The sequence below is a fragment of the Lactobacillus sp. N54.MGS-719 genome, from assembly GCF_000980505.1.
Lineage (GTDB): Bacteria > Bacillota > Bacilli > Lactobacillales > Lactobacillaceae > Lactobacillus > Lactobacillus amylovorus.
On record NZ_LARO01000014.1, the window covers coordinates 20,559 to 40,457 of the forward strand.

20 protein-coding genes and 1 riboswitch are annotated in these 19,899 nt (G+C 38.3%); of the genes, 3 read left to right on the forward strand and 17 right to left on the reverse strand.

Annotated elements, in window-relative coordinates:
* Positions 1-159: 159 nt before the first annotated feature.
* Positions 160-648: a pyridoxamine 5'-phosphate oxidase family protein gene (locus WS44_RS04070; RefSeq protein ID WP_014565797.1), complete on the reverse strand. Its 489-nt coding sequence runs from the start codon at positions 646-648 to the stop codon at positions 160-162.
* A gap of 178 nt (positions 649-826) precedes the next feature.
* Here WS44_RS04070 and pepV point away from each other — a divergent pair, with 178 nt between their 5' ends.
* Entirely contained in the window at positions 827-2,227 is a 1,401-nt protein-coding gene (gene pepV / locus WS44_RS04075) for a dipeptidase PepV (RefSeq protein WP_046433257.1), read from the forward strand.
* 41 nt (positions 2,228-2,268) lie between these two features.
* Here the strand turns inward: pepV and crcB are convergent, their stop codons facing one another.
* Together crcB and WS44_RS04085 are read right to left on the reverse strand one after the other, a co-directional pair.
* A complete protein-coding gene (crcB, locus tag WS44_RS04080) occupies positions 2,269-2,646 on the reverse strand; it encodes a fluoride efflux transporter CrcB (protein WP_013437796.1) in 378 nt (125 codons plus the stop codon).
* A gap of 1 nt (position 2,647) precedes the next feature.
* Positions 2,648-3,037, reverse strand: a complete 390-nt coding sequence (locus WS44_RS04085) for a CrcB family protein (RefSeq protein WP_014565795.1) — start codon at positions 3,035-3,037, stop codon at positions 2,648-2,650.
* A gap of 43 nt (positions 3,038-3,080) precedes the next feature.
* A riboswitch (Fluoride riboswitch) is annotated at positions 3,081-3,139 on the reverse strand.
* Between the two features lie 102 nt (positions 3,140-3,241).
* On the opposite strand from WS44_RS04085, the gene WS44_RS04090 reads away from it, so the two are divergent.
* Positions 3,242-4,051, forward strand: a complete 810-nt coding sequence (locus WS44_RS04090) for a site-specific integrase (RefSeq protein WP_046433261.1) — start codon at positions 3,242-3,244, stop codon at positions 4,049-4,051.
* Positions 4,052-4,093: 42 nt separating this feature from the next.
* On the opposite strand, the gene WS44_RS04095 is transcribed toward WS44_RS04090, so the two are convergent.
* The 14 genes from WS44_RS04095 to WS44_RS04160 all read right to left on the reverse strand — a co-directional run bounded on the left by WS44_RS04095 (position 4,094) and on the right by WS44_RS04160 (position 18,991).
* Positions 4,094-4,951, reverse strand: a complete 858-nt coding sequence (locus tag WS44_RS04095; RefSeq protein ID WP_013437793.1) for an alpha/beta hydrolase — start codon at positions 4,949-4,951, stop codon at positions 4,094-4,096.
* A complete protein-coding gene (locus WS44_RS04100; RefSeq protein WP_046433262.1) occupies positions 4,948-6,216 on the reverse strand; it encodes a PTS transporter subunit EIIC in 1,269 nt (422 codons plus the stop codon). The genes WS44_RS04095 and WS44_RS04100 overlap by 4 nt, the downstream gene beginning before the upstream one ends.
* Before the next feature lie 96 nt (positions 6,217-6,312).
* Entirely contained in the window at positions 6,313-7,209 is an 897-nt protein-coding gene (locus WS44_RS04105) for an aldose 1-epimerase family protein (protein ID WP_046433264.1), read from the reverse strand.
* Between the two features lie 139 nt (positions 7,210-7,348).
* The gene (gene hslU / locus WS44_RS04110; protein WP_013437790.1) at positions 7,349-8,746 is read right to left on the reverse strand and encodes an ATP-dependent protease ATPase subunit HslU; all 1,398 of its coding nucleotides are present in this window, start codon (positions 8,744-8,746) and stop codon (positions 7,349-7,351) included.
* Positions 8,747-8,757: 11 nt separating this feature from the next.
* The gene (hslV, locus tag WS44_RS04115) at positions 8,758-9,282 is read right to left on the reverse strand and encodes an HslU--HslV peptidase proteolytic subunit (protein WP_013437789.1); all 525 of its coding nucleotides are present in this window, start codon (positions 9,280-9,282) and stop codon (positions 8,758-8,760) included.
* A 9-nt stretch (positions 9,283-9,291) separates the two neighbouring features.
* Positions 9,292-10,200, reverse strand: coding sequence for a site-specific tyrosine recombinase/integron integrase (gene xerA, locus WS44_RS04120; RefSeq protein ID WP_013641828.1), 909 nt, complete (start codon positions 10,198-10,200; stop codon positions 9,292-9,294).
* Positions 10,200-11,516: a methylenetetrahydrofolate--tRNA-(uracil(54)-C(5))-methyltransferase (FADH(2)-oxidizing) TrmFO gene (gene trmFO / locus WS44_RS04125; protein WP_014565793.1), complete on the reverse strand. Its 1,317-nt coding sequence runs from the start codon at positions 11,514-11,516 to the stop codon at positions 10,200-10,202. The genes xerA and trmFO overlap by 1 nt, the downstream gene beginning before the upstream one ends.
* Positions 11,517-11,547: 31 nt before the next feature.
* Positions 11,548-13,665, reverse strand: a complete 2,118-nt coding sequence (gene topA / locus WS44_RS04130; RefSeq protein WP_013437787.1) for a type I DNA topoisomerase — start codon at positions 13,663-13,665, stop codon at positions 11,548-11,550.
* Positions 13,666-13,734: 69 nt separating this feature from the next.
* Positions 13,735-14,583, reverse strand: coding sequence for a DNA-processing protein DprA (gene dprA / locus WS44_RS04135; RefSeq protein ID WP_013437786.1), 849 nt, complete (start codon positions 14,581-14,583; stop codon positions 13,735-13,737).
* 52 nt (positions 14,584-14,635) lie between these two features.
* Positions 14,636-15,394 (reverse strand): ribonuclease HII, encoded by a 759-nt coding sequence (locus tag WS44_RS04140; protein ID WP_046433268.1) that lies wholly within the window; start codon positions 15,392-15,394, stop codon positions 14,636-14,638.
* Entirely contained in the window at positions 15,391-16,230 is an 840-nt protein-coding gene (ylqF, locus tag WS44_RS04145; RefSeq protein WP_013437784.1) for a ribosome biogenesis GTPase YlqF, read from the reverse strand. Before ylqF ends, WS44_RS04140 begins: the two co-directional genes overlap by 4 nt.
* A 24-nt stretch (positions 16,231-16,254) precedes the next feature.
* Entirely contained in the window at positions 16,255-17,853 is a 1,599-nt protein-coding gene (locus tag WS44_RS04150) for a sodium:proton antiporter (protein WP_046433273.1), read from the reverse strand.
* A 52-nt stretch (positions 17,854-17,905) separates the two neighbouring features.
* A complete protein-coding gene (locus WS44_RS04155) occupies positions 17,906-18,136 on the reverse strand; it encodes a YozE family protein (protein WP_013437782.1) in 231 nt (76 codons plus the stop codon).
* Positions 18,137-18,139: 3 nt separating this feature from the next.
* Positions 18,140-18,991: a DegV family protein gene (locus WS44_RS04160; protein ID WP_013437781.1), complete on the reverse strand. Its 852-nt coding sequence runs from the start codon at positions 18,989-18,991 to the stop codon at positions 18,140-18,142.
* A gap of 117 nt (positions 18,992-19,108) precedes the next feature.
* Here WS44_RS04160 and WS44_RS04165 point away from each other — a divergent pair, with 117 nt between their 5' ends.
* Positions 19,109-19,774 (forward strand): hemolysin III family protein, encoded by a 666-nt coding sequence (locus WS44_RS04165; RefSeq protein WP_046433276.1) that lies wholly within the window; start codon positions 19,109-19,111, stop codon positions 19,772-19,774.
* Positions 19,775-19,899 lie beyond the last annotated feature (125 nt).

Genomic DNA, 19,899 nt, shown 5'->3' on the forward strand with positions numbered 1-19,899 from the left:
ATATTATTCCAGCTTTGGAACACAACATCCCAAATTTGCGGTATAAGATTATATTTTTAAATAACAAAATAGATACCTTACAAAAATATGAAGCACAGAAAAAAGGCTCAATTCCGAACAAAACCGGAATTAAGCCTTCTTCAGTTTGATCACTTGACCTTAAACTGGTTCTTTTTCATTCATAAAATCAAATTGCTTTTGAAATGCACGACCCTCTCTCAAGTCATAAACAGAGCCTAAAACAGGCGTAAGTGCAAATGGACGCAAAGTATTAATATCTTTGGTTTTATTTGCATAAATACGATGCATTTCTGGTTTAATCTCAAGAATCTTATCTATGTATGATGGACTAATCTCATCGACATAGCCTTTAAGCGTAAAACCTACGCTGCTTAGCGTCTCTCTGCCGCGTAAAGCAGTTAAACAAACGCGGTTATTGCCTTTAATGTTACGGTAAAAGTTCTTTTGGTTAGTAGTTGCGAAGATTAACCGTCCATCTTCATTAAAGTCAATGTCAACAATATTGGTGTGAGGTTCACCATTTTGGTCAACCGTACCAAAAATTGCAGAGTGAAAACAAGAAACGATTAAATCTAAAAAGTCATTATTAGTTAAATTGGTGTCTAAATTGGGAACATGTTGTCTCATAATCTTTATCCATTCTATTTTAACTTTAACTATATTTTTATGTGTAAGTATACTTGAGATTAAAACATAATACTATTTTAATGCTCATGAAATATATCAATTTTTTCTTAATCGTTTGCCAAAAATCCATTTTTTCGATAAAATTTTAACTAACTTAAAATAAGAAAAGAGGATGAGTATGGACTTAGATTACAAGAAACTAGCTCAAGCAAAAAAGGATGATATTTTACGTGACTTGGATGAATTAATCGCAATTGATTCTTCCGAAGACTTAAACAACACTTCTAAAGAATATCCTGTTGGCCCAGGTCCCGTTAAGGCAATGAAGAAGTTCTTGTCTTTTGCTGAACGCGACGGCTTCCACATTAAGAACGTTGACAACTATGCTGGCCGTGTTGATTACGGTGAAGGTGACAAGCATCTTGGCATTATCGGTCACATGGACGTTGTTCCCGCCGGTGATGGCTGGGTAACCGATCCTTTCAAAATGATCATCAAGGACGATAAAATTATCGGTCGTGGTTCTGCCGATGACAAAGGCCCAGCATTAGCTGCTTACTACGGTATGCTTTTACTTAAAGAAGCTGGTTTTGAACCTAAGAAGAAAATCGACTTTATTGTCGGTACCAATGAAGAAACCAACTGGGTAGGTATTGAATACTACTTAAAGCATGAACATACTCCAGACCAAGTTTTCTCTCCTGATGCCGAATACCCAATCATCAATGGTGAACAAGGGATCTACACTTTAGTACTTAACTTTAAGGATGATCAAGAAAAAGGCGCTGTCATTCTTAAATCCTTCAAGGCAGGTATCGCAGAAAACGTTACCCCACAAAAGGCTTATGCTACTATTCAAGCAGATGACCTTGATGAAATTAAAGCCAAATTCGAGCAATTCTTGACTGACAACAAGCTTGAAGGTCAATTCGATATCAACGATAACATTGCTAAGATTGAACTCAATGGTCAAGGTGCGCACGCTTCAGCTCCTCAAGTTGGCCGCAATGCTGCAACTTTCTTAGGTCTCTTCTTAGATCAATTTGACTTTGCTGGTCGTGATAAAAACTATCTTCACTTCTTAGCCGACGTTGAACACGAAGACTTCCAAGGTAAAAAGCTTGGCGTCTTCCATCATGATGATCTAATGGGCGATTTATCCTCCGCTCCTTCAATTTTTGAATACACTGAAGATGGCGCGGCTATTCTTAAAGACAACATTCGTTACCCACAAGGCACTGATCCAGACAAGATGGTTAAGCAAGTTAGCGAAAAATTTGGCGACATTTTAACTCCAAGCTTTGCTTCATTTGAAGAACCTCACTACGTACCTGGTGATGATCCATTAGTTAAGACCTTGCTTGCAGTTTATGAACGTCAAACTGGTAAGAAAGGCCATGAAGTTGTCATCGGTGGCGGTACTTACGGACGACTCTTTAAGCATGGTGTCGCATACGGTGCCCAACCTGAAGATGCGCCAATGGTCATGCACCAAGCTAACGAATACATGAAAGTTGACGATTTGATCAACTCAATTGCTATTTATGCAGAAGCAATCTACGAATTAACTAAAGACTAATAATCAAAAAGGCATCCTTGCAAAACGCAAAGATGCTTTTTCTATGCAAAAATATGACCCAAGTAATATCCTAGAAATACTAGAACTACACCGCCTATGTATGATGCTAGTGCGTAGAAAACTAGTCCACGATAATTTTTGCTTTTATATAATTCAACTAATTCCGTATTCATGGTTGAAAAAGTAGTGTAACCACCTAAAACACCTGTCCCTACAACAGCATAAACAAAGACATTTGCTTTAATGCCAAATACAAAACCTAAAATAAAGGCACCTGTTAAATTAATAAACAAAGTTGGGATAGGCAAATTAGAAAACTTTTTGCCGATCCATTCCCAGTGCTTTTTACCATAATTAGTGATTGCATACCGAATCATGGCACCAATTGATGCTCCAATACCAGCTAATAATAAATTCAACTTAATCTTCCCTTCTCAATAACTGACCTACAGCTTTACCAACGCCCATGCCTAAATAAGCGAAAAAAAAGCCAAAGACGATCGATGCCAAAAAGTAAATTAATGCCGTACCAGGCAAATTAGCCTGAATATTTTTCAAGATATCCAAATTAAAAGTTGAAAAAGTCGTAAAGGCTCCAATAAAGCCGGTACCTAATCCAACCGTCAACCATTGGTACATTGTTTTAAATTCCATAAAGAAATACGTGAAAAATGCTAATAAAAAGCAGCCAATAATATTTCCCCAGAAAGTACCATAAAAGCTAAAAACAGCATTTAAACTTGCACGTGCCACTCCGCCAAAGAAAGCGAAAAATGCCACACTAATATAGTTACTAATTTTCGTAGACAAATACAATTCCTCCAAACAAAAAACGCCTACTCTACCCCTATGGGACAAAGTAGACGTCATTAGATTTCTCGGTTAATGGTGAACGTCATCACCTATTTAATTAATATATTGAATATACAACAATCACCAAAATTATTCAAGTGCAAATTTAGTAACAATATACTTGAAAATGATATAATTAATCCAAAAGAAAGGGTGAGCACAATGAATTTTCCTTATGAAAAAGAATTCCGCACGTATTGTAAGCAAAAGAAAAAACTAGCCGATTCAACCATTTCTCTAGCAGATAAATCCGTTACGACTTTTTGGAATTACTATGCGGCTAACGTTGATTCAGATGCAAATGTCAACGATGTTAGAGCTGGTGACATCCGCAATTTTTTGGCTTCTCTTGAAACTAAACTGCATTTCAAAAGCAACACAGTTAACAAATACCTGAGTCACATTAAGATGTACTTTGTTTTCTTAAGTGAATACGACTATATCATCACCTACCCGCTCTTAAGTCTGCGTGGCAATAAATTTGATCGCAAGCAAAAATATATTATCAATTGGATGCCCTATTTGCCTGATTTAATCAAAATTAAGGATATTCATCCCGAAACCGTAAAAATGATGGCGGCCATTGCGGCTGGATTCAAACCAAAAGAAATCGTTGTTTTAAAAACCACTGATTTGCTTAAGCACGTAGATAATGATGAAGTTAAGCAATATATCAAAGATCATACTGATTATTCCAAAAGTGCTGATCCTTATATTTTTGCTCGTAAAAATGGTGAGCCCTACGCCTCAGACTTCAATATCAATCAGAGAATTGCACCTGACAGACAAATAATTGGGATGCAGCTAACAACACATAAATTGCGTATGAGCTTCGTTTATTCGATTCTTTCTGATCACCAGTTGTCTGATAACCAGATATTGAAGACTTTACGCATCACCCTTAAATCACTTACCTATTATCGTAAGAATATGACTCTTTATGTTGAAACCGAAGATTTTAAATTAGACTAAAAAAGGCGACTGTTCTAGTTGAACAATCGTCTTTTGTTTTATCTAATTCCTTGGTGCTGGACCTCTGCCTCGATGATTATTATTCAAAACATATTCTTCAATCAACTGCAGCACTTGGTTATTTTGTGGAAGTTCCGAGTGTTGGGCTAAGCGTCCTGTTACCGTAATCTGCGTATAGTGCTTCACAGCACCTTGATAGATGTATTTTCCGGCTTCTACACTAGAAACAGGAACAATCCCATCAGCCACGTAATTCTTCGTCCCAGCGACTGAATACATCGTCAAATAACTAGGCAGTTTCTTTCTGTTTTTAATAAAGTCTTTGAGCATTTGCGTAGGACGGTTTGACGTTTCCGCAAAGTTATATGGTGAACCGATTGTCATCAAAACCTTGATTCTGATCAAACGATTACTTGTCGTATTAAAGTAATTTTCCAAAAATGCAGTATAAATCAAACCACCATTGGAGTGCCCTACTGCCTTGAAGTTATTGAAATTATAGCGCCGCTTCAGTTCATTAAAAGCCATATTAAACCAGCGGGCTTGCTTCTTAATATTGCTATAGCCATCATGATTATTCTGGAAGCCGACAACAATAAATGGTTCATTGTCGTTACGTCTAATTCTTCCAGTAAAAATCATCTGGCCATTTTCTTTAACATAGACTTTAAGCAAACTATGGTTTTTACGATCTCTTTGATTGATTTTTTGCACCAAAGTATCAAAACGATTTACTGAAGCAGAACTCCCTGGAATCATAATTACTGGTGACATGCGTGAATCACGCCGCATCTGTAATTTGTTAGCATTTTGATTAGCATAAACTGCGGCCGGAATCGCACAAACAATAGTTGCCACTAAAATCAATATTGGGTAAAGCCATCTTTTATATTTTTTCATTTTAAACTTGCCTCGTATTTATTAGCTACTTGATTATCTAACTTAACAAAAGGTACATAGATTAAGACATCTACTATTAAAATGAAAATCGTATAAATTAAAGCTACGACATTACCTCCTGTTCCCATCAATGGTGCTAAAATTCCTGGCGTACCGTCTGGAACTGGATAAACCAATGGTGGGAACAATTTAATCCAAATGGCGATACTGCCCAAAAGCATATTAACAATTGGACTTAAAACAAATGGAATGACATAAATAGGATTCAAGATTGTTGGAATACCGACTACCAGTGAGAAATTAACATTAAAGAATACTGGTACGGAACTTCTCATTGCAATTGCTCTTTTTTGTTTTTTATTACTAAACAAAATCAAAGCAATGACTAAGGCCAAGGTAGCTCCTACACCACCAATTCCTCCAAAGCCGTTGAAAAGTGATTGCAAAGTATATGGATAAGGAATGTTCCAAGGTGTCTTATGCGATAGGGCATATGACAAATTGGCAATTGATTCATTACCAAAAATATTGCTGCTAAAGTTTAAAGTACCAGCATATCCTAACCAAATCGTAAAAGTAGTGATCAATGAAATTAAAATCGACAAACCATAACTACTATGTTGGTTAGCTACTGTCGACACGCTTTGAGCAACTATTCTGTCCATCTGGTATTGCCTATATGTAGCAAAGCCCAAGTGAATAACTAGCGCACAAGCTAAAACAATCAGCAGTGGTTTGATATTAACGATAATCGTTTTAACGAGGTCTCTATCCTTACCCTCTGGTATATCGTGGCCAAATTTGGCAAATACCCAACCTACAAAATAACCAACAATGATCCCGAAAATAAACCATGTGGCATTATAATAATTCATTTCATACTGCTGCGTATTACGGATCGTATGAATAAACATCAAAATATACGATGCAACGCTCGCTACGCCTACGATATTCGAATTTTTACCATAATGGCGCATAGTTAACTCGGCACTAATAAAAGCCGCATAGAGCGCTAAAACGCCGGTTGTCGCTAAACTTACATCGCTAACGATCGCACTAGCAAAATTATGTGCTGGAAACCACTTAATAATGTTGGTTAAACGCCCAAAGAAACTATTAGTCGTTAAAAAACTATTAGCTAAGGCCCAGCAATATGTTCCAATTAAGGCAAACGGAAAGATCGAGACCATCGTTTGCTGTAATATTTTAATAAAAGTTAACTGCTTGTATTTGACTAGTAGATCAACTATCTTATTCTCATTCATATTTCCACCCTTTTCTTTTCCTTACAAATATACATTTTTAGGTGAAATTGAACACGAAAAAAGACGTTTAAAAATTTAAACGCCTCATAGTTCATATTATTCAGGATCTGAATCTGAGTGGTAAGTAATACTGAACCCTGCTTGGAATTCCTTGCCTGGTTCCAAGTGATTCATGCCATATTTATCTTCCAATTTGCCGTCCGCATCATTACGGTCTGCGATACCCCACCATGGTTCGATGCAGACATAATTTGCAGTCTTTGGATATTGTGACCAAATACCAACGAATGGAGCGTTTCTAGTCCAAACATTAATGTGGAACTTGCTCTTGTCAGTTCTAAGTGAAACTTTATTATCATGTCCGTGCAATTCATAAATTAAGGCATCGTTCTTAAATAGGCCGTCGCTCAATCCAATCATACTATCGGTTGAAGCCAATGAACGGTTTTCCCAATCAAGGCTAGCATCCTTAAGAGGAATTCTAACACGTGCTACTGATGGGTGCATGTCGAAGTAGTAGTCTTCCTTCTTTTCACCGTTCTTAGTTGGTAAATTGAAGCCTGGGTGGCCACCAACACCGAAAATCATTGTTTCATCGGATTTGTTAACAACACTGAAGTTTTCTTCAAGCAAGTTATTCATCAAGTTGTAGTTAACTCTGAATTCAAACTTGAATGGGTAAATCTTGCGTGTTTCTTCGTTGTCCTTTAATAAGAAAGTAATGCTTTCTTGAGTATGATTTTCAACTTCAAAGTCACAGTTTCTAGCAAAACCGTGTTGACCCATGTGATAAGTTTTGCCTTTATATGTGTATTCATCGTTCTTTAAACGACCAACAATTGGGAAAAGAATAGGTGCATGTCTGCCCCAAATTTCAGGATCAGCTTGCCACATATATTCTTCACCAGTATGAGCACCTTTTACGCTCTGAATTTCTGCACCGTGGTCTGAGATAACCACTTTGATCATATTATTTTCAATTGTATAATTCATACTATTTATCCCTACCTATCAAATCAAATAACAAAAATCGGAATGTAATCGCTTTTACTCTATTCTAACATAATGACCCGATAAGTTAGAGCAAATTTTAGCCAAGAAAAAAAGCAGTCAACAGACTGCTTTTTAATTTCTACAAGATAAACTTAGTTAAGTCCTTATTAGTAATGATATCGCCTAACTTGTCTTCAACGTAGGCTTCAGTGATGGTAATTTCACCCATTTCCATGTCAGGACCTTCGTAAAGAACATCTTCAAGCAACTTTTCAAGAATAGTTGAAAGACGTCTTGCACCGATGTTATCAGTACCTTGGTTTACACTGAAGGCAATTTCAGCAATCTTGTCAACTGCTTCTTGAGTGAAGACTAACTTAATGCCATCGGCCTTCATTAAAGCAACATATTGCTTAAGCAATGAGTTTTGTGGATCCTTCAAGATCTTTACGAAATCATCCTTAGTCAAAGCGTTCAATTCAACACGGATTGGAAAACGACCTTGCAATTCAGGAATCAAATCACTTGGCTTGCTTTCAGCAAAGGCACCAGCGGCAATAAAGAGAATATGATCAGTTGAAACAGGACCATACTTAGTGTTTACAGTTGAACCTTCAACGATTGGCAAGATATCTCTTTGAACACCTTCACGGGAAACTTCACCAGAATTACGCTTGTTACCAGCAATAATCTTATCAATTTCGTCAATAAAGATAATACCGTTGTTTTGACTTCTTTCGATCGCACTTTGGTAAATAGTATCGTAATCGACCATCTTGCGTGATTCTTCTTGAATTAAGACTTCACGTGCTTCTCTTACTGGCAAGGTACGCTTAACTTTCTTCTTTGGCATAATGTCATTAAGCATTGAACCCATGTCCATGCCCATTTGACCCATCATGTCGCTCATTGGGTTTGCCTTAGGAGCTTGTTCAACTTCAATAGTAACTTCACGATCTTCAAGAAGTCCCTTGTTCAACTTTTCAGCAACATCCATTCTTTGGTTGCGTACTTCATCAGTAACTTCTTCTTCGTCATTATTATTTTGGTTGTTGCCACCCATCAGCATTGACATCATGTCTTGCATTTGTTGCATTTGGCTTTCACGATTTTCGCGTTTAACACCAGGTGCAAGAAGACGTACCAATTGCTTATTTGCCTCTTTAGTAGCTTGTGGCTTTACGCGTTCAAATTGGTCCTTTTCTTCCATGCGAACAGCTTCACTGACCAAATCGCGGACCATTGATTCAACGTCACGACCAACGTAACCAACTTCAGTAAATTTAGTTGCTTCAACCTTAACAAAAGGTGCATCAACAATATCTGCTAAACGACGAGCAATTTCAGTTTTACCTACACCAGTAGGACCTGCCATGAGCAAGTTCTTTGGTGTGATTTCCTTTTGCATCTCTTTGTTAAGTTGCATTCTACGGTAACGGTTGTAAAGTGCAATCGCTACTGACTTCTTTGCTTCATCTTGACCAATAATATATTCATTTAAAATTCTAACTATTTCTTTTGGAGTCTTAATAGCCATTATTTTTTCTCCTAAATTTCGTCAGTAATAATTTGATCATCAGTAAATACATCAATACCTGATGCAATTTTAACTGCTTCATGAGCAATTTCATCAGCCTTCATGTCTTTAGCATGACGAGTCATCGCAATAGCAGCAGCTTGAGCAAAGTTACCACCTGAACCAATTGCTACTACATTTTCATCTGGTTCAAGCACCTCACCATTACCTGAGATAAGTAGAAGGTCTTTATCGTTAAACGCAATTAGCATTGCATTCAATTTTTGCAAAGCGGGGTCTTTACGCCAATCTTGTGCCATTTCAACAGCAGCACGACGTAAATCACCGCTGTAGCTTTCAAGCTTGCCTTCAAGCATTTCTTGCAAGCTTACAGCATCAGCAACACCACCAGCAAAACCGATAACTACGCGGTCATGGTAAATTCTGCGAATCTTTCTTGCAGTTGCCTTAGCAATTACCTTTTCACCTAAGGTAACTTGACCATCACCTGCAATAGCAGTCTTGCCGTTAAATCTTACTGAACAAATTGTTGTCATTATTAAACCTCAACTTTCTTTATTACGAGGAAAATATTTTTCATAATCTGATTTTAGATGAGCTGTAGTCACATGCGTATAAATCTGAGTTGCAGATAAACTGCTGTGTCCTAATAATTCTTGGACGCTACGCATATCAGCGCCGTTATTTAGCATTGCCGTTGCAAACGTGTGTCGCAACTCATGTGGATGTACTTTACCACTAATCCCTGCTTGATTAAAAGTTTTTTGCATTACATATTGAATTCCACGATCACTAATTGCTTTTCCTTGATTACTCAAGAAAACATGCTGTTCATCTTTATCCTTTAGTAAACGCGGACGAGCATTATTCAAATAATTAAGCAGGGAGTTTTTAGTTCGATCATCAAAAGCAACATAACGATCCTTGTTGCCTTTCCCGTGAACTAAAATTGTCTTCAAGTCTAAATCAATCTGCGGCAAAGTCAAGCCACTAACTTCGCTGACCCGCATCCCCGTTGCATAAAACAGTTCAAACAAGGCCAGATTGCGCACAGTTAGCGGCTTGTCTCCTTGCAAAGAATCAAATACTTGCTTGATCTCTGGTTGGTAGAAAAATTGCGGCAGCTTTTTTTCGCCACGTCTGATGACAACTGTCTGAGTTGGATCTATTTTCACGATCCGTCTCCTAGTCAAAAAACGGTAAAACGAATGCAGACTCGACATTTGTCTTGCTTGACTGCTGCGGGCAAGCTTGCGGTCGCCCAAGTGCTGAATATAGATCTGAATATCGCGTTCAGTTACCTTTTTCCAGCCAGCAAAGCCACCGTTTTCCTGCCAAAACTTTTTTGCCTCATGCAGATCCGTAGCATAAGACGATATTGTCTTTTTACTATAGTACCGCTCAAATTGCAAGTAAGAGATAAATTGATCTAGTTCATCCATGTCATTTTTCATTAGTCTAGGACTTCTGCCTTAAATTTATCTAAACTAGCCAAGCCACGTTCACTAATCTTTTCATGACGTTCACGCTTTTTGCGAATCTTCTTGCCTTCAAGAGCTGGCAAAAGAGCAAAGCTGGCATTCATTGGTTGGAAATTCTTAGCACTTGTAGTGGTAATATAATTAGCCATTGAGCCTAATGCAGTATCCTTTGGAAAAGCAACAGTCTCTTCGCCTAATGCTTCCCTTGCTGCATTAATACCGGCAACTAAACCACTACCGGCACTTTCTACATAACCTTCGACACCAGTCATTTGACCAGCAAAGAACAAGCCTGGTCTATTTTGAGCTTCATAGCTAGCTGTTAAAACATCTGGAGAAGCCATGTAGGTGTTTCTGTGCATCTTGCCATAGCGAACGAAACGAGCATTTTCAAGACCTGGAATCATTGAGAAGACACGCTTTTGTTCGCCAAACTTCAAGTGAGTTTGAAAACCAACAATGTTGTACATTGAAGCAGCGGCATTATCTTGACGCAATTGAACTACAGCATATGGAGTTTCACCAGTATGAGGATCTTCCAAGCCTACTGGCTTTAATGGACCAAACAACATTGTTTTGGCACCACGAGCAGCCATCACTTCAATTGGCATGCATCCCTCAAACACGTCATTTTTCTCAAAACCGTGAAGTTGAGCAGTTTCCGCATTAATCAATTCATGAGCGAACTTTTCATATTGTTCCTTAGTCATTGGACAGTTCAAGTAAGCAGCTTCACCACGGTCATAACGAGACTTCTTGTAAACAATGTCCATATCGATTGAGTCCGCAGCCACAATTGGAGCTGCAGCATCAAAGAAATGAAGACTATCTGTACCAGAAAATTCTTGAATTTTTTCGGCTAAAGCATCGCTAGTCAATGGACCAGTAGCGATAACTGTAATGCCATCTTCTGGAATTTCGGTAATTTCTTCTTCATGAACAGTCACATTATCAAGATCACGAAGCGTGTCAGTAACATACTTGCTAAAACTGTCACGGTCAACAGCCAATGCGCCACCTGCTGGAACTTGAGTCTTATCAGCAGCCTTCATGATCAATGAATCCAACTGACGCATTTCTTCTTTTAAAAGACCAACTGCATTTGACAATTGGTTGGAACGCATTGAGTTTGTACATACAAGCTCAGCGAATTCGCCAGTTTCATGTGCAGGCGTTTCCTTCTTGGGACGCATTTCATAGAGGTCAACATGGATTCCGCGCTTAGCTAATTGCCAAGTAGCTTCACTTCCGGCTAATCCCGCTCCAATTACGGTAACATTTTTTGGCATCAAATCACCTTTATTTCTTTATTTTTAAATTTTACTTATCAATTTCATCTTCTTGTGGATCTTCACGGTAGTCGCCGTTTGGACAAAGGATTACTGGGCCCTTCTTTGAGCGCTTTTCAACCAAGAAATGACCATCATTTGGACAGTTTCTGCCAATTGGCTTATCCCAAGAAACAAAATCACAGTCCGGGTAACGAGAACAACCATAGAATTTACGGTTTCTTCTTGACTTCTTTTCAACCACTTGACCCTTGCCACACTTTGGACAAACAACGCCAATTTCCTTAACGATTGGCTTAGTGTTGCGACAATCTGGGAAGCGTGAACAAGCATAGAACTTGCCATAACGACCCATCTTGATCACCATTGGGGCACCGCAAATATCACAGTTAAAGCCAGCTGGTTCATCCTTAATTTGAACCTTTTCGATTTCACTATCGGCTTTATCCAATTCCTTCTTGAAAGGTTGGTAATATTCATCGACAACGTTAACCCATTGCTTTTTACCATCTTCAACTTCATCAAGTTCGTCTTCAAGATGAGCAGTATAGTCAACGTTAGCAATATCTGGAAAGAATTGTTCAATCAAAGTATCAACAATTTCACCTAATTCTGTTGGAACGATTGAACGACCTTCAAGCTTGACATAGTAACGGCGTTGAATGGTATCAATGGTTGGAGCATAAGTTGATGGACGACCTACACCGTTTTCTTCCAAAGCATGAACCAAACTTGCTTCGGTATAACGTGCTGGTGGTTGAGTAAAGTGTTGCTTGTTGTCGGACTTAGTCATTTGGACCTTGTCGCCTTCTTCTAAGTCAGGCAAGTCAACGTTCTTTTCTTGTTGGTTATCGTAAACTTGGGTAAAACCAGCAAATTTCATCTTAGAACCAGTAGTTCTAAACATGACGCCATTTTGCACGATATCTGCCCTTACAGTGTCGTAAACAGCTGGCTTCATTTCGCTAGCAACGAATCTTGACCAAATCAACTTATACAGGCGATATTGCTCAGTTGTAAGCACGCTCTTAAGTGATTCTGGTGTTCTGTAAACGCTAGTTGGACGAATAGCTTCGTGGGCATCTTGAGCATCTTCTTGATTCTTGAAGTGTCTTTGACTCTTAGCCGCATATTCTGCACCATATTTTTCATGCAAAAACTTAGATGCTTCTTGTTGAGCAACAGGTGAAATACGTTTAGAGTCAGTTCTCATATAGGTAATCAAACCAACGGTTCCTTGCTTACCCAAACTAATTCCTTCATACAGTTGCTGTGCGATGCTCATTGTTCTACGAGTTCTGTAGCCCAAGCGCTTGTTAGCCTCTTGTTGCATAGTAGAAGTAGTAAATGGAGCTGCTGGTTGACGACGACGTTGTCTAGAAACCACTTTAGCAACTTCGAAATCTTTCTTTTTATCGATCTTTGCTAAAACTTCCTTAACAGCATCAATATTAGGCAATTCCTTCTTCTTGCTGTCAACGCCATAAAAGGCTGACTTAAAGCTGTCTTTACCCTTCTTGAAATCGGCATCGATTGACCAATATTCTTTTGGTTTGAATTCTTTGATTTCCTTTTCACGGTCAATAACAAGCTTCAAAGCAACAGACTGTACACGACCTGCACTCAAGCCTTTTTTAACTTTAGCCCAAAGAATTGGAGAAAGGGAATAACCCACGATTCTGTCCAAAACTCGACGAGCTTGTTGGGCATCAACCGTATCCATATCAATGGTACGAGGATGTTTAAAACTTTCTTTAACAGCGTCTTTGGTAACTTCGTTAAAAGTTACTCTGTTTTTGGCATTTTCATCCAAATTAAGTGCATGAGCTACGTGCCAAGCAATGGCTTCCCCTTCACGATCGGGGTCGGAAGCCAAATATACTTCTTTAGCCTTCTTAGCTTCACTCTTTAATTCTTTAATAGTGTCACCTTTACCACGAATAGAAATATATTTTGGCTTGTAATTATCGTCAAAATCGATCCCCATTTGAGATTTAGGCAAGTCACGAATATGGCCCTTTGAAGCGATTACATGATAGTTTCTACCTAAATATTTTTCAATTGTCTTGGCCTTTGCAGGTGACTCCACAATTACCAAGGTTTTCTTACGTTTTTTAGTTTTTGGTTTACTCTTTGCTTTAGTAGGCATTAAATGCCTCCTTATTAAAATATTATTTTATAATTACAGTCCACAGATTAATTAATACTTTATGAATTGTCAAATCTTTCCGTTTTTAAATTTGAAATTTACGATTGGAGTTGCTCCTGCTCCAATCAATTGATTTGGACCAGCAGAGAGCTCACTGGTTATCGCACCCGGCACCGCATAAATATCGCGGTTTTCTTGCAAAGCAATGCTTGCTGTAATTAATGAACCCGATTTTTCTTTAGCCTCTGTCACAATTACGCTTTTGCTTAAGCCAGCTAAAATTCTATTGCGCTCAGGAAAACGATATGGACGCGGCGGCGTATCAGGCAAATATTCACTAATTACTAGACCCTTTTGCTTAATTTGATTTTGCAGCCAGGTATTTTGTCTAGGATAGGAATAATTTAAACCGTTGCCAATCACCGCAATTGTTCGACCCTGATTATTCAAAGTCGTGTGATGTGCTAAAGCATCGACGCCTTTGGCCAAGCCACTAGCAATGACCATGTTCTGTTCAATTAAATTGGGTACCAGTTTTTCCATTACTTGTCTGCTGTAATTAGTTGGATAACGTGAACCTACAATTGTAACGATCTCTTTTGAAAGGAGTGAAGTATCGCCTTGAGCAAACAAAACAAGGGGCGGACGATAGATCTGGCGCAATTTTTCGGGATATTCTTCATCAAAAAAGCCAATCACATCGCACTGACAATAAATCTGCTTTACCAAGCGATCAAGATCTTTATCTCGAAAAGCCTTTAAGCACGCCTCCATTAATTGCTCGGGTAATTCCATTTCCTTGAGATCTTCTACTTCAATCGTTTTCTCACTATTCATCTGCTTAGCGACTGTCAGCAGTTTTACGTAACCAATTCCTTTTTGCAGTTTCAGTTTCAATAAAAATTCTGTCTTGTTCATAAAAGCCTCCACTGTTTATTACGCAAAAAATCGGTGTTTTCTTTTTAAAGATTTAATTTTTCTCAAAAAAGTCACTGACTGGCGCAAAAGTTTTACGATGAATGGCAGTAGGACCATATTTCTTCAAGGCTGCAATGTGTTCCTTGGTACCATAGCCGGCATTATTTTGAAAACCATATTGAGGATAAATTTTATCATAATCATCCATCAACTTGTCTCGAAACACCTTGGCCACAATAGAGGCAGCCGCAATCGAATTAGACTTAGCATCCCCTTTAATCAATTTCACTTGAGGCAAATCAACCGGCACATTCATAGCATCAACCACCAAAGCATCAGGTTTTATATCAAGTGCCCGAACAGCTTGAGCCATTGCCTGTCTATCTGCTTCATAAATATTGATCTGATCAATAACCTGCGAACTTTTAACGCCGATTCCTACGCTTACTGCTTCTTCAAGAATCTTGGGATAAAGTGCTAATCGTCTTTCTGGCGTTAATTTCTTTGAATCATTAACATCAATTAGATCAAAATCATGATCGATAATCACGGCGGCAGTAACGACAGGACCTGCTAAAGGACCACGTCCAACTTCGTCAACGCCAGCCACCAATTGATTCTTAGCCCAGAATTCTTTCTCATAGGCAAAACGCTGCTCAAAGGCTTGCTTTTTCTCCAACAGTTTGACTTGTCTTTTACGATAGCTAACTAATAATTTTTGTACGCCACTACGCGGATCACTTTCTAATTCTGCGATTTGTTCTTCAGTAACGTCCGTTTTTAACAGCTCTTTTATCTCTTTAATGGTCATGGTCTATCAAGCGTAATCCTTCCAATAGCACACTTACGTAAACGTTGCAGCATAAATAATGAGAAGCGGTCGTAATCGTCACGCATTCCATATTTCTCTGTCATCGCCAGCAAAAGATCTGGATCTGCCATATTAGCAATATCGGCTTCATTTAACTTAGAAAACTTAACTAGGTCCTTAGCATAATATTCGCGTAAGTTTTTCAAAACATATAAAGCTACATCATCGGCATGGAAGACACTATCTTTAATCGCACCAAAAGCGGCTAATTTGTAGCCAACTTCTTGATCTGAAAACTTAGGCCACAAAATTCCTGGTGTATCTAACACTTGAATATTTGCACTAGTCTTTAGCCATTTTTGCCCTTTAGTAACACCTGGCTTATTGCCGACTTCTGCTACGTTGCGACCTACAAGACGGTTAATTACAGTGGACTTGCCGCAGTTAGGAATTCCGGTTAAAGCGATCCTGATGGTTGGGTTGGAAGCTCCACGTGCTTCTAGTTTCTTGGTCTTTTCTGAAGCTGCTTTTTTAACTAAAGAAATTAGCTTTTGCATATTTGTATTATGCAAAGAATCAAGAGCTAACACATATTTATCAGGACCATTTAATTTTTTAGCCCATTCCTTGGTTAAAGCAGGATCTGCTAAATCAGCCTTATTCAAAATAATAATATGTGGCTTATTGCCCACCAATTCTTCAATCATTGGATTTCTCGAAGCCTCTGGAATTCTTGCATCTAGTACTTCGACTAAAACATCGATGAGGCCCATTTTATCTTCTAATTGGTTGCGGGCCTTGTTCATGTGTCCTGGATACCATTGAATTGTTGCCATAATATCTCTTCTTTCTAAATATAATTAATTTTCTTCATCGGTTAAGAAAACAATTTCGGCCATCAAAATTTCCCTATACAGAGTCAAGAAACCATGACGATATTCTTGTTCTCTTTGGGCTATTCTGCCTAAATAATTTCGTTCTTGTCTAAAAGCATAGCGGTAAACAACTGCTCTAAATTCCTTTTGATCATCTGGCAGTTCTTTTTGGCTTGCCGTATGCCTAATTTCTTTAATAAAATCTTCGACCGAAGTTTGATTCATTTGCGCTCTTAAGTCAAATTCCAACTGCTTACGAATTTTAACCGGCAAATAAATCTTGTCGATTTGCTTTAATGCATATTGCACCATTTCTACTCGAACTCGGTCAACTTCCGCTCTTTGAGAATAATCCGGCTTATCCTTTTCCAGCATAAATCTAAAAGCAATGGTTGGCACAATCATACTCAAAAGAATCAGAGTAATTTCACTAACCAAAATCAAATGGAAGTCAGCCAAATTGACATTTAATTCGCTCAAAGTATAAGCCAAGGCGAAGGTTACTGCACCGTGAATCCCACCTAAACTAAAGATCCACGCATCTTTAGAGCTAATCTTTTCTCTCAGCGTAAGAGAAAAACGGCAATATAAGAATCTAATTGCCAAATTAGCAAAATAAAGAATTACACCGATAATAATCGCGTCGATAGTTTGCTGATTGAAAACATCTTCACGCATTGAGCGAATAATAATTATACCAAGTAATAGGAAAACAATTCCATTCAGAATATTGATGATTACTTCTGAAAAAGCATAACTATCATAGAAAACTACCGCATTCGTCAAACGACTGCGCTCAGATTCCACATTATGTACCAAACCAGCTGCTACGACCGCGATAATGCCTGAGACATCAATTTTTTCTGCTAAAAAGTAAATGACCAGTGGCGTTAAGAAATACAGCACCTCAATTGGCATTACGGCGCTGCTGGCCAAATGATGTTTAGATCTTAAACTAGATTGTCGCAAGAAGATTACGAAAACGGCGATCAAAACACCAAGAACGATTCCGCCACCAGCAGAATAAATAAAGTTGCCGATTGCTTCGCCTATGCGCAACTGCTTATGGATGTACCAATCAACCGCCATATTAAGCAAAATAATACCGGAAGCGTCATTGAATAAAGATTCATCTTTTAAGTAAAATTCTATTTTCTTGGGCAACTTAAGTCCATGAACCACTGACTCAGTTGCAGTTGCATCGGTTGGCGTAGAAATTGCCGCCAAAATAAAAGACAAAGGCAGCGAGACGCCAATACTTAAATAGATACCAAAGGCGGCGGTTATCGTAGCTAAAATGAGCATGACCACGGTTAAGCCTAAGATAGCTCGCCAGCTGCGCAATACATTATACAACCGCGTCCGCTGTCCCTCGAAAAACAAAAGCGGAGCAACAATCACGCCCATAAAAATTTCCGAACTAAACCCTTCAATTATTTGATTGGTTTGCGGAATTAAGGCAATGGCCATCCCGATGAGCATCGCAATATAATTGACAGAGATTTTTCTAAACAAGCGCTGTTGAATCATGTTTGCAACAGCCACAGCAAACATGATAAAGCCGATAAAAACTATTACATTCATTGTTTTATTTCTAAATTTAATAAAAAAGCCCAGGCGAGTTTGAGGCTTGGGCTTAATACATCATTTTGTCTTCGTACATTCTGTATGCACGATCAAAAATTGACATGCTTGGTAAATAACTAGCATTAAGTTCTAAATAATCTGACAATTTCTCATAATTTTGTTCTTGCTTTGGAAAAGTCAAATCATGTTGTGCATTATTAGCAAATTGAGCTACCTCATCTGTTGAATCAGCATCCCTTTGCGTCATCAAATAACGATAAAAACTTTCTCGATAAGCCATACATTACTCCAAATAATATAAAATTGCGTAAGCACCATTACCAGCATGAGTAGCAATAATTGGACTGGTTTCGGCAACTAAAACATTAATCTCAGGATTAATTTCTTTAATCTTAGCTGCTAATTCATGCATTGGTTCAGGCGTATCAACGTAAGAAATACCAACTTCTTTAATTCGATCCTTATTTTCAGCAATTTCATCCAAAACTCGTTTATCAAAGGCGCGACTAAATTTCTTGCCACGGCCTTTTTTAAAGACGTTCAATTCACCCTTAGGCATTTGCAATGCGATACGAATGTTTAACATGGTTGCAATTCTACCAGAAAGTGCACCAAGACGGCCGCCCTTGATTAAGTTTTGCAAATTGACAACCATCATTTTCAATTTTTGGTTATCTCTAATTTTTTCAACATGAGCGACAATTTCATCCATCGTCTTGCCAGCTTGAGCATCTTTAGCAGCTGCTAAAACTTGGAAGCCCTCTGCCCTATCAGTTAATTCTGAATCGATGATCGTAACATTGTCAGATTGTTCAGCAATCTCTACAGCTTGACGAGCTGCGTCAATTGTTCCACTTAATGATTTAGCTAAAAAAATGCCAATTACTTGGCTGCCATCTGCTGTCAAATTCTTGATCGTTTCAACAAAACGGCCAATTGGCGGCTGACTAGTTTTTGGAAGGTTTTCTGCTTCGTTCATCTTTTTGACAAAATCGCTTCTAGTGATATCTACTCCATCGACATACGACTTGCCATCAATAGTGATCGTTAACGGAACTACAGTAATATCATATTTTTCAATTTCTTCTTTTGTTAGTTGGACGGATGAATCCGTCATAACCTTGATCTTTGACAACGTATTCGCCTTCAATTCTAATTTATTTACCCGTTTTATGATAAAATATGAGCAATATATAATGTATTGTATCAAAAAATTTACTAATTAATAAAGGATTGATTGGATTGTTGCAAAATGAAAATTAGCAAACTCTGGCAAGAGCCTGAACATAGGTCAGACAGATATTATCTTTTAGACAATATTTTCAGTGCCATCAGTCATGGAATTGGCTTTGGCATATCAGTGGCTGGTTTGGTCATCTTAATTGTTAAGGCAGCTCATACCGGTAGCCCTATGAGAATCGTAACCTTTACTATTTACGGTTCATGTCTGGTTCTGCTTTACCTATTTTCAACACTATATCACAGCTTAATCTTTACCCGGGCAAAACATGTTTTTCAAATTTTTGATCATTCTTCGATCTTTTTGCTCATCGCTGGTTCCTACACCCCATATTCTCTTGTAGCAATCGGTGGTACCTGGGGCTGGACCTTATTTGGCTTAATTTGGGGACTGACAGTTTTCGGCATTATCTACTACATCTTTAACCGCGGCAAGCATGTTATCTTGGACACGGTTTTATATGTAGCGATGGGCTGGCTGGTAATTCTATCAGGACCATATTTGTACAACCGTTTAAGTCCAACAGGATTTTGGCTGTTAGTTGGCAGCGGGATTGCCTACACAGTCGGTGCAATTTTGTTCAGCATGCGCAACGTCCCATTTATTCATACAATATGGCACTTATTCGTCATGCTGGGTTCAATTTTGATGTACTTTTCAGTTTTATTTTACGTTTAAAAAATGCGGTAGAAAATTCTACCGCATTTTTCTACTCTAAGTCAAGTGTTATCAACGATTTTAAGCAATTTTATTTTGAAATACAGGCCTAATCGGGAAATGGCTCCCGGAGAATCGAGTTAAAT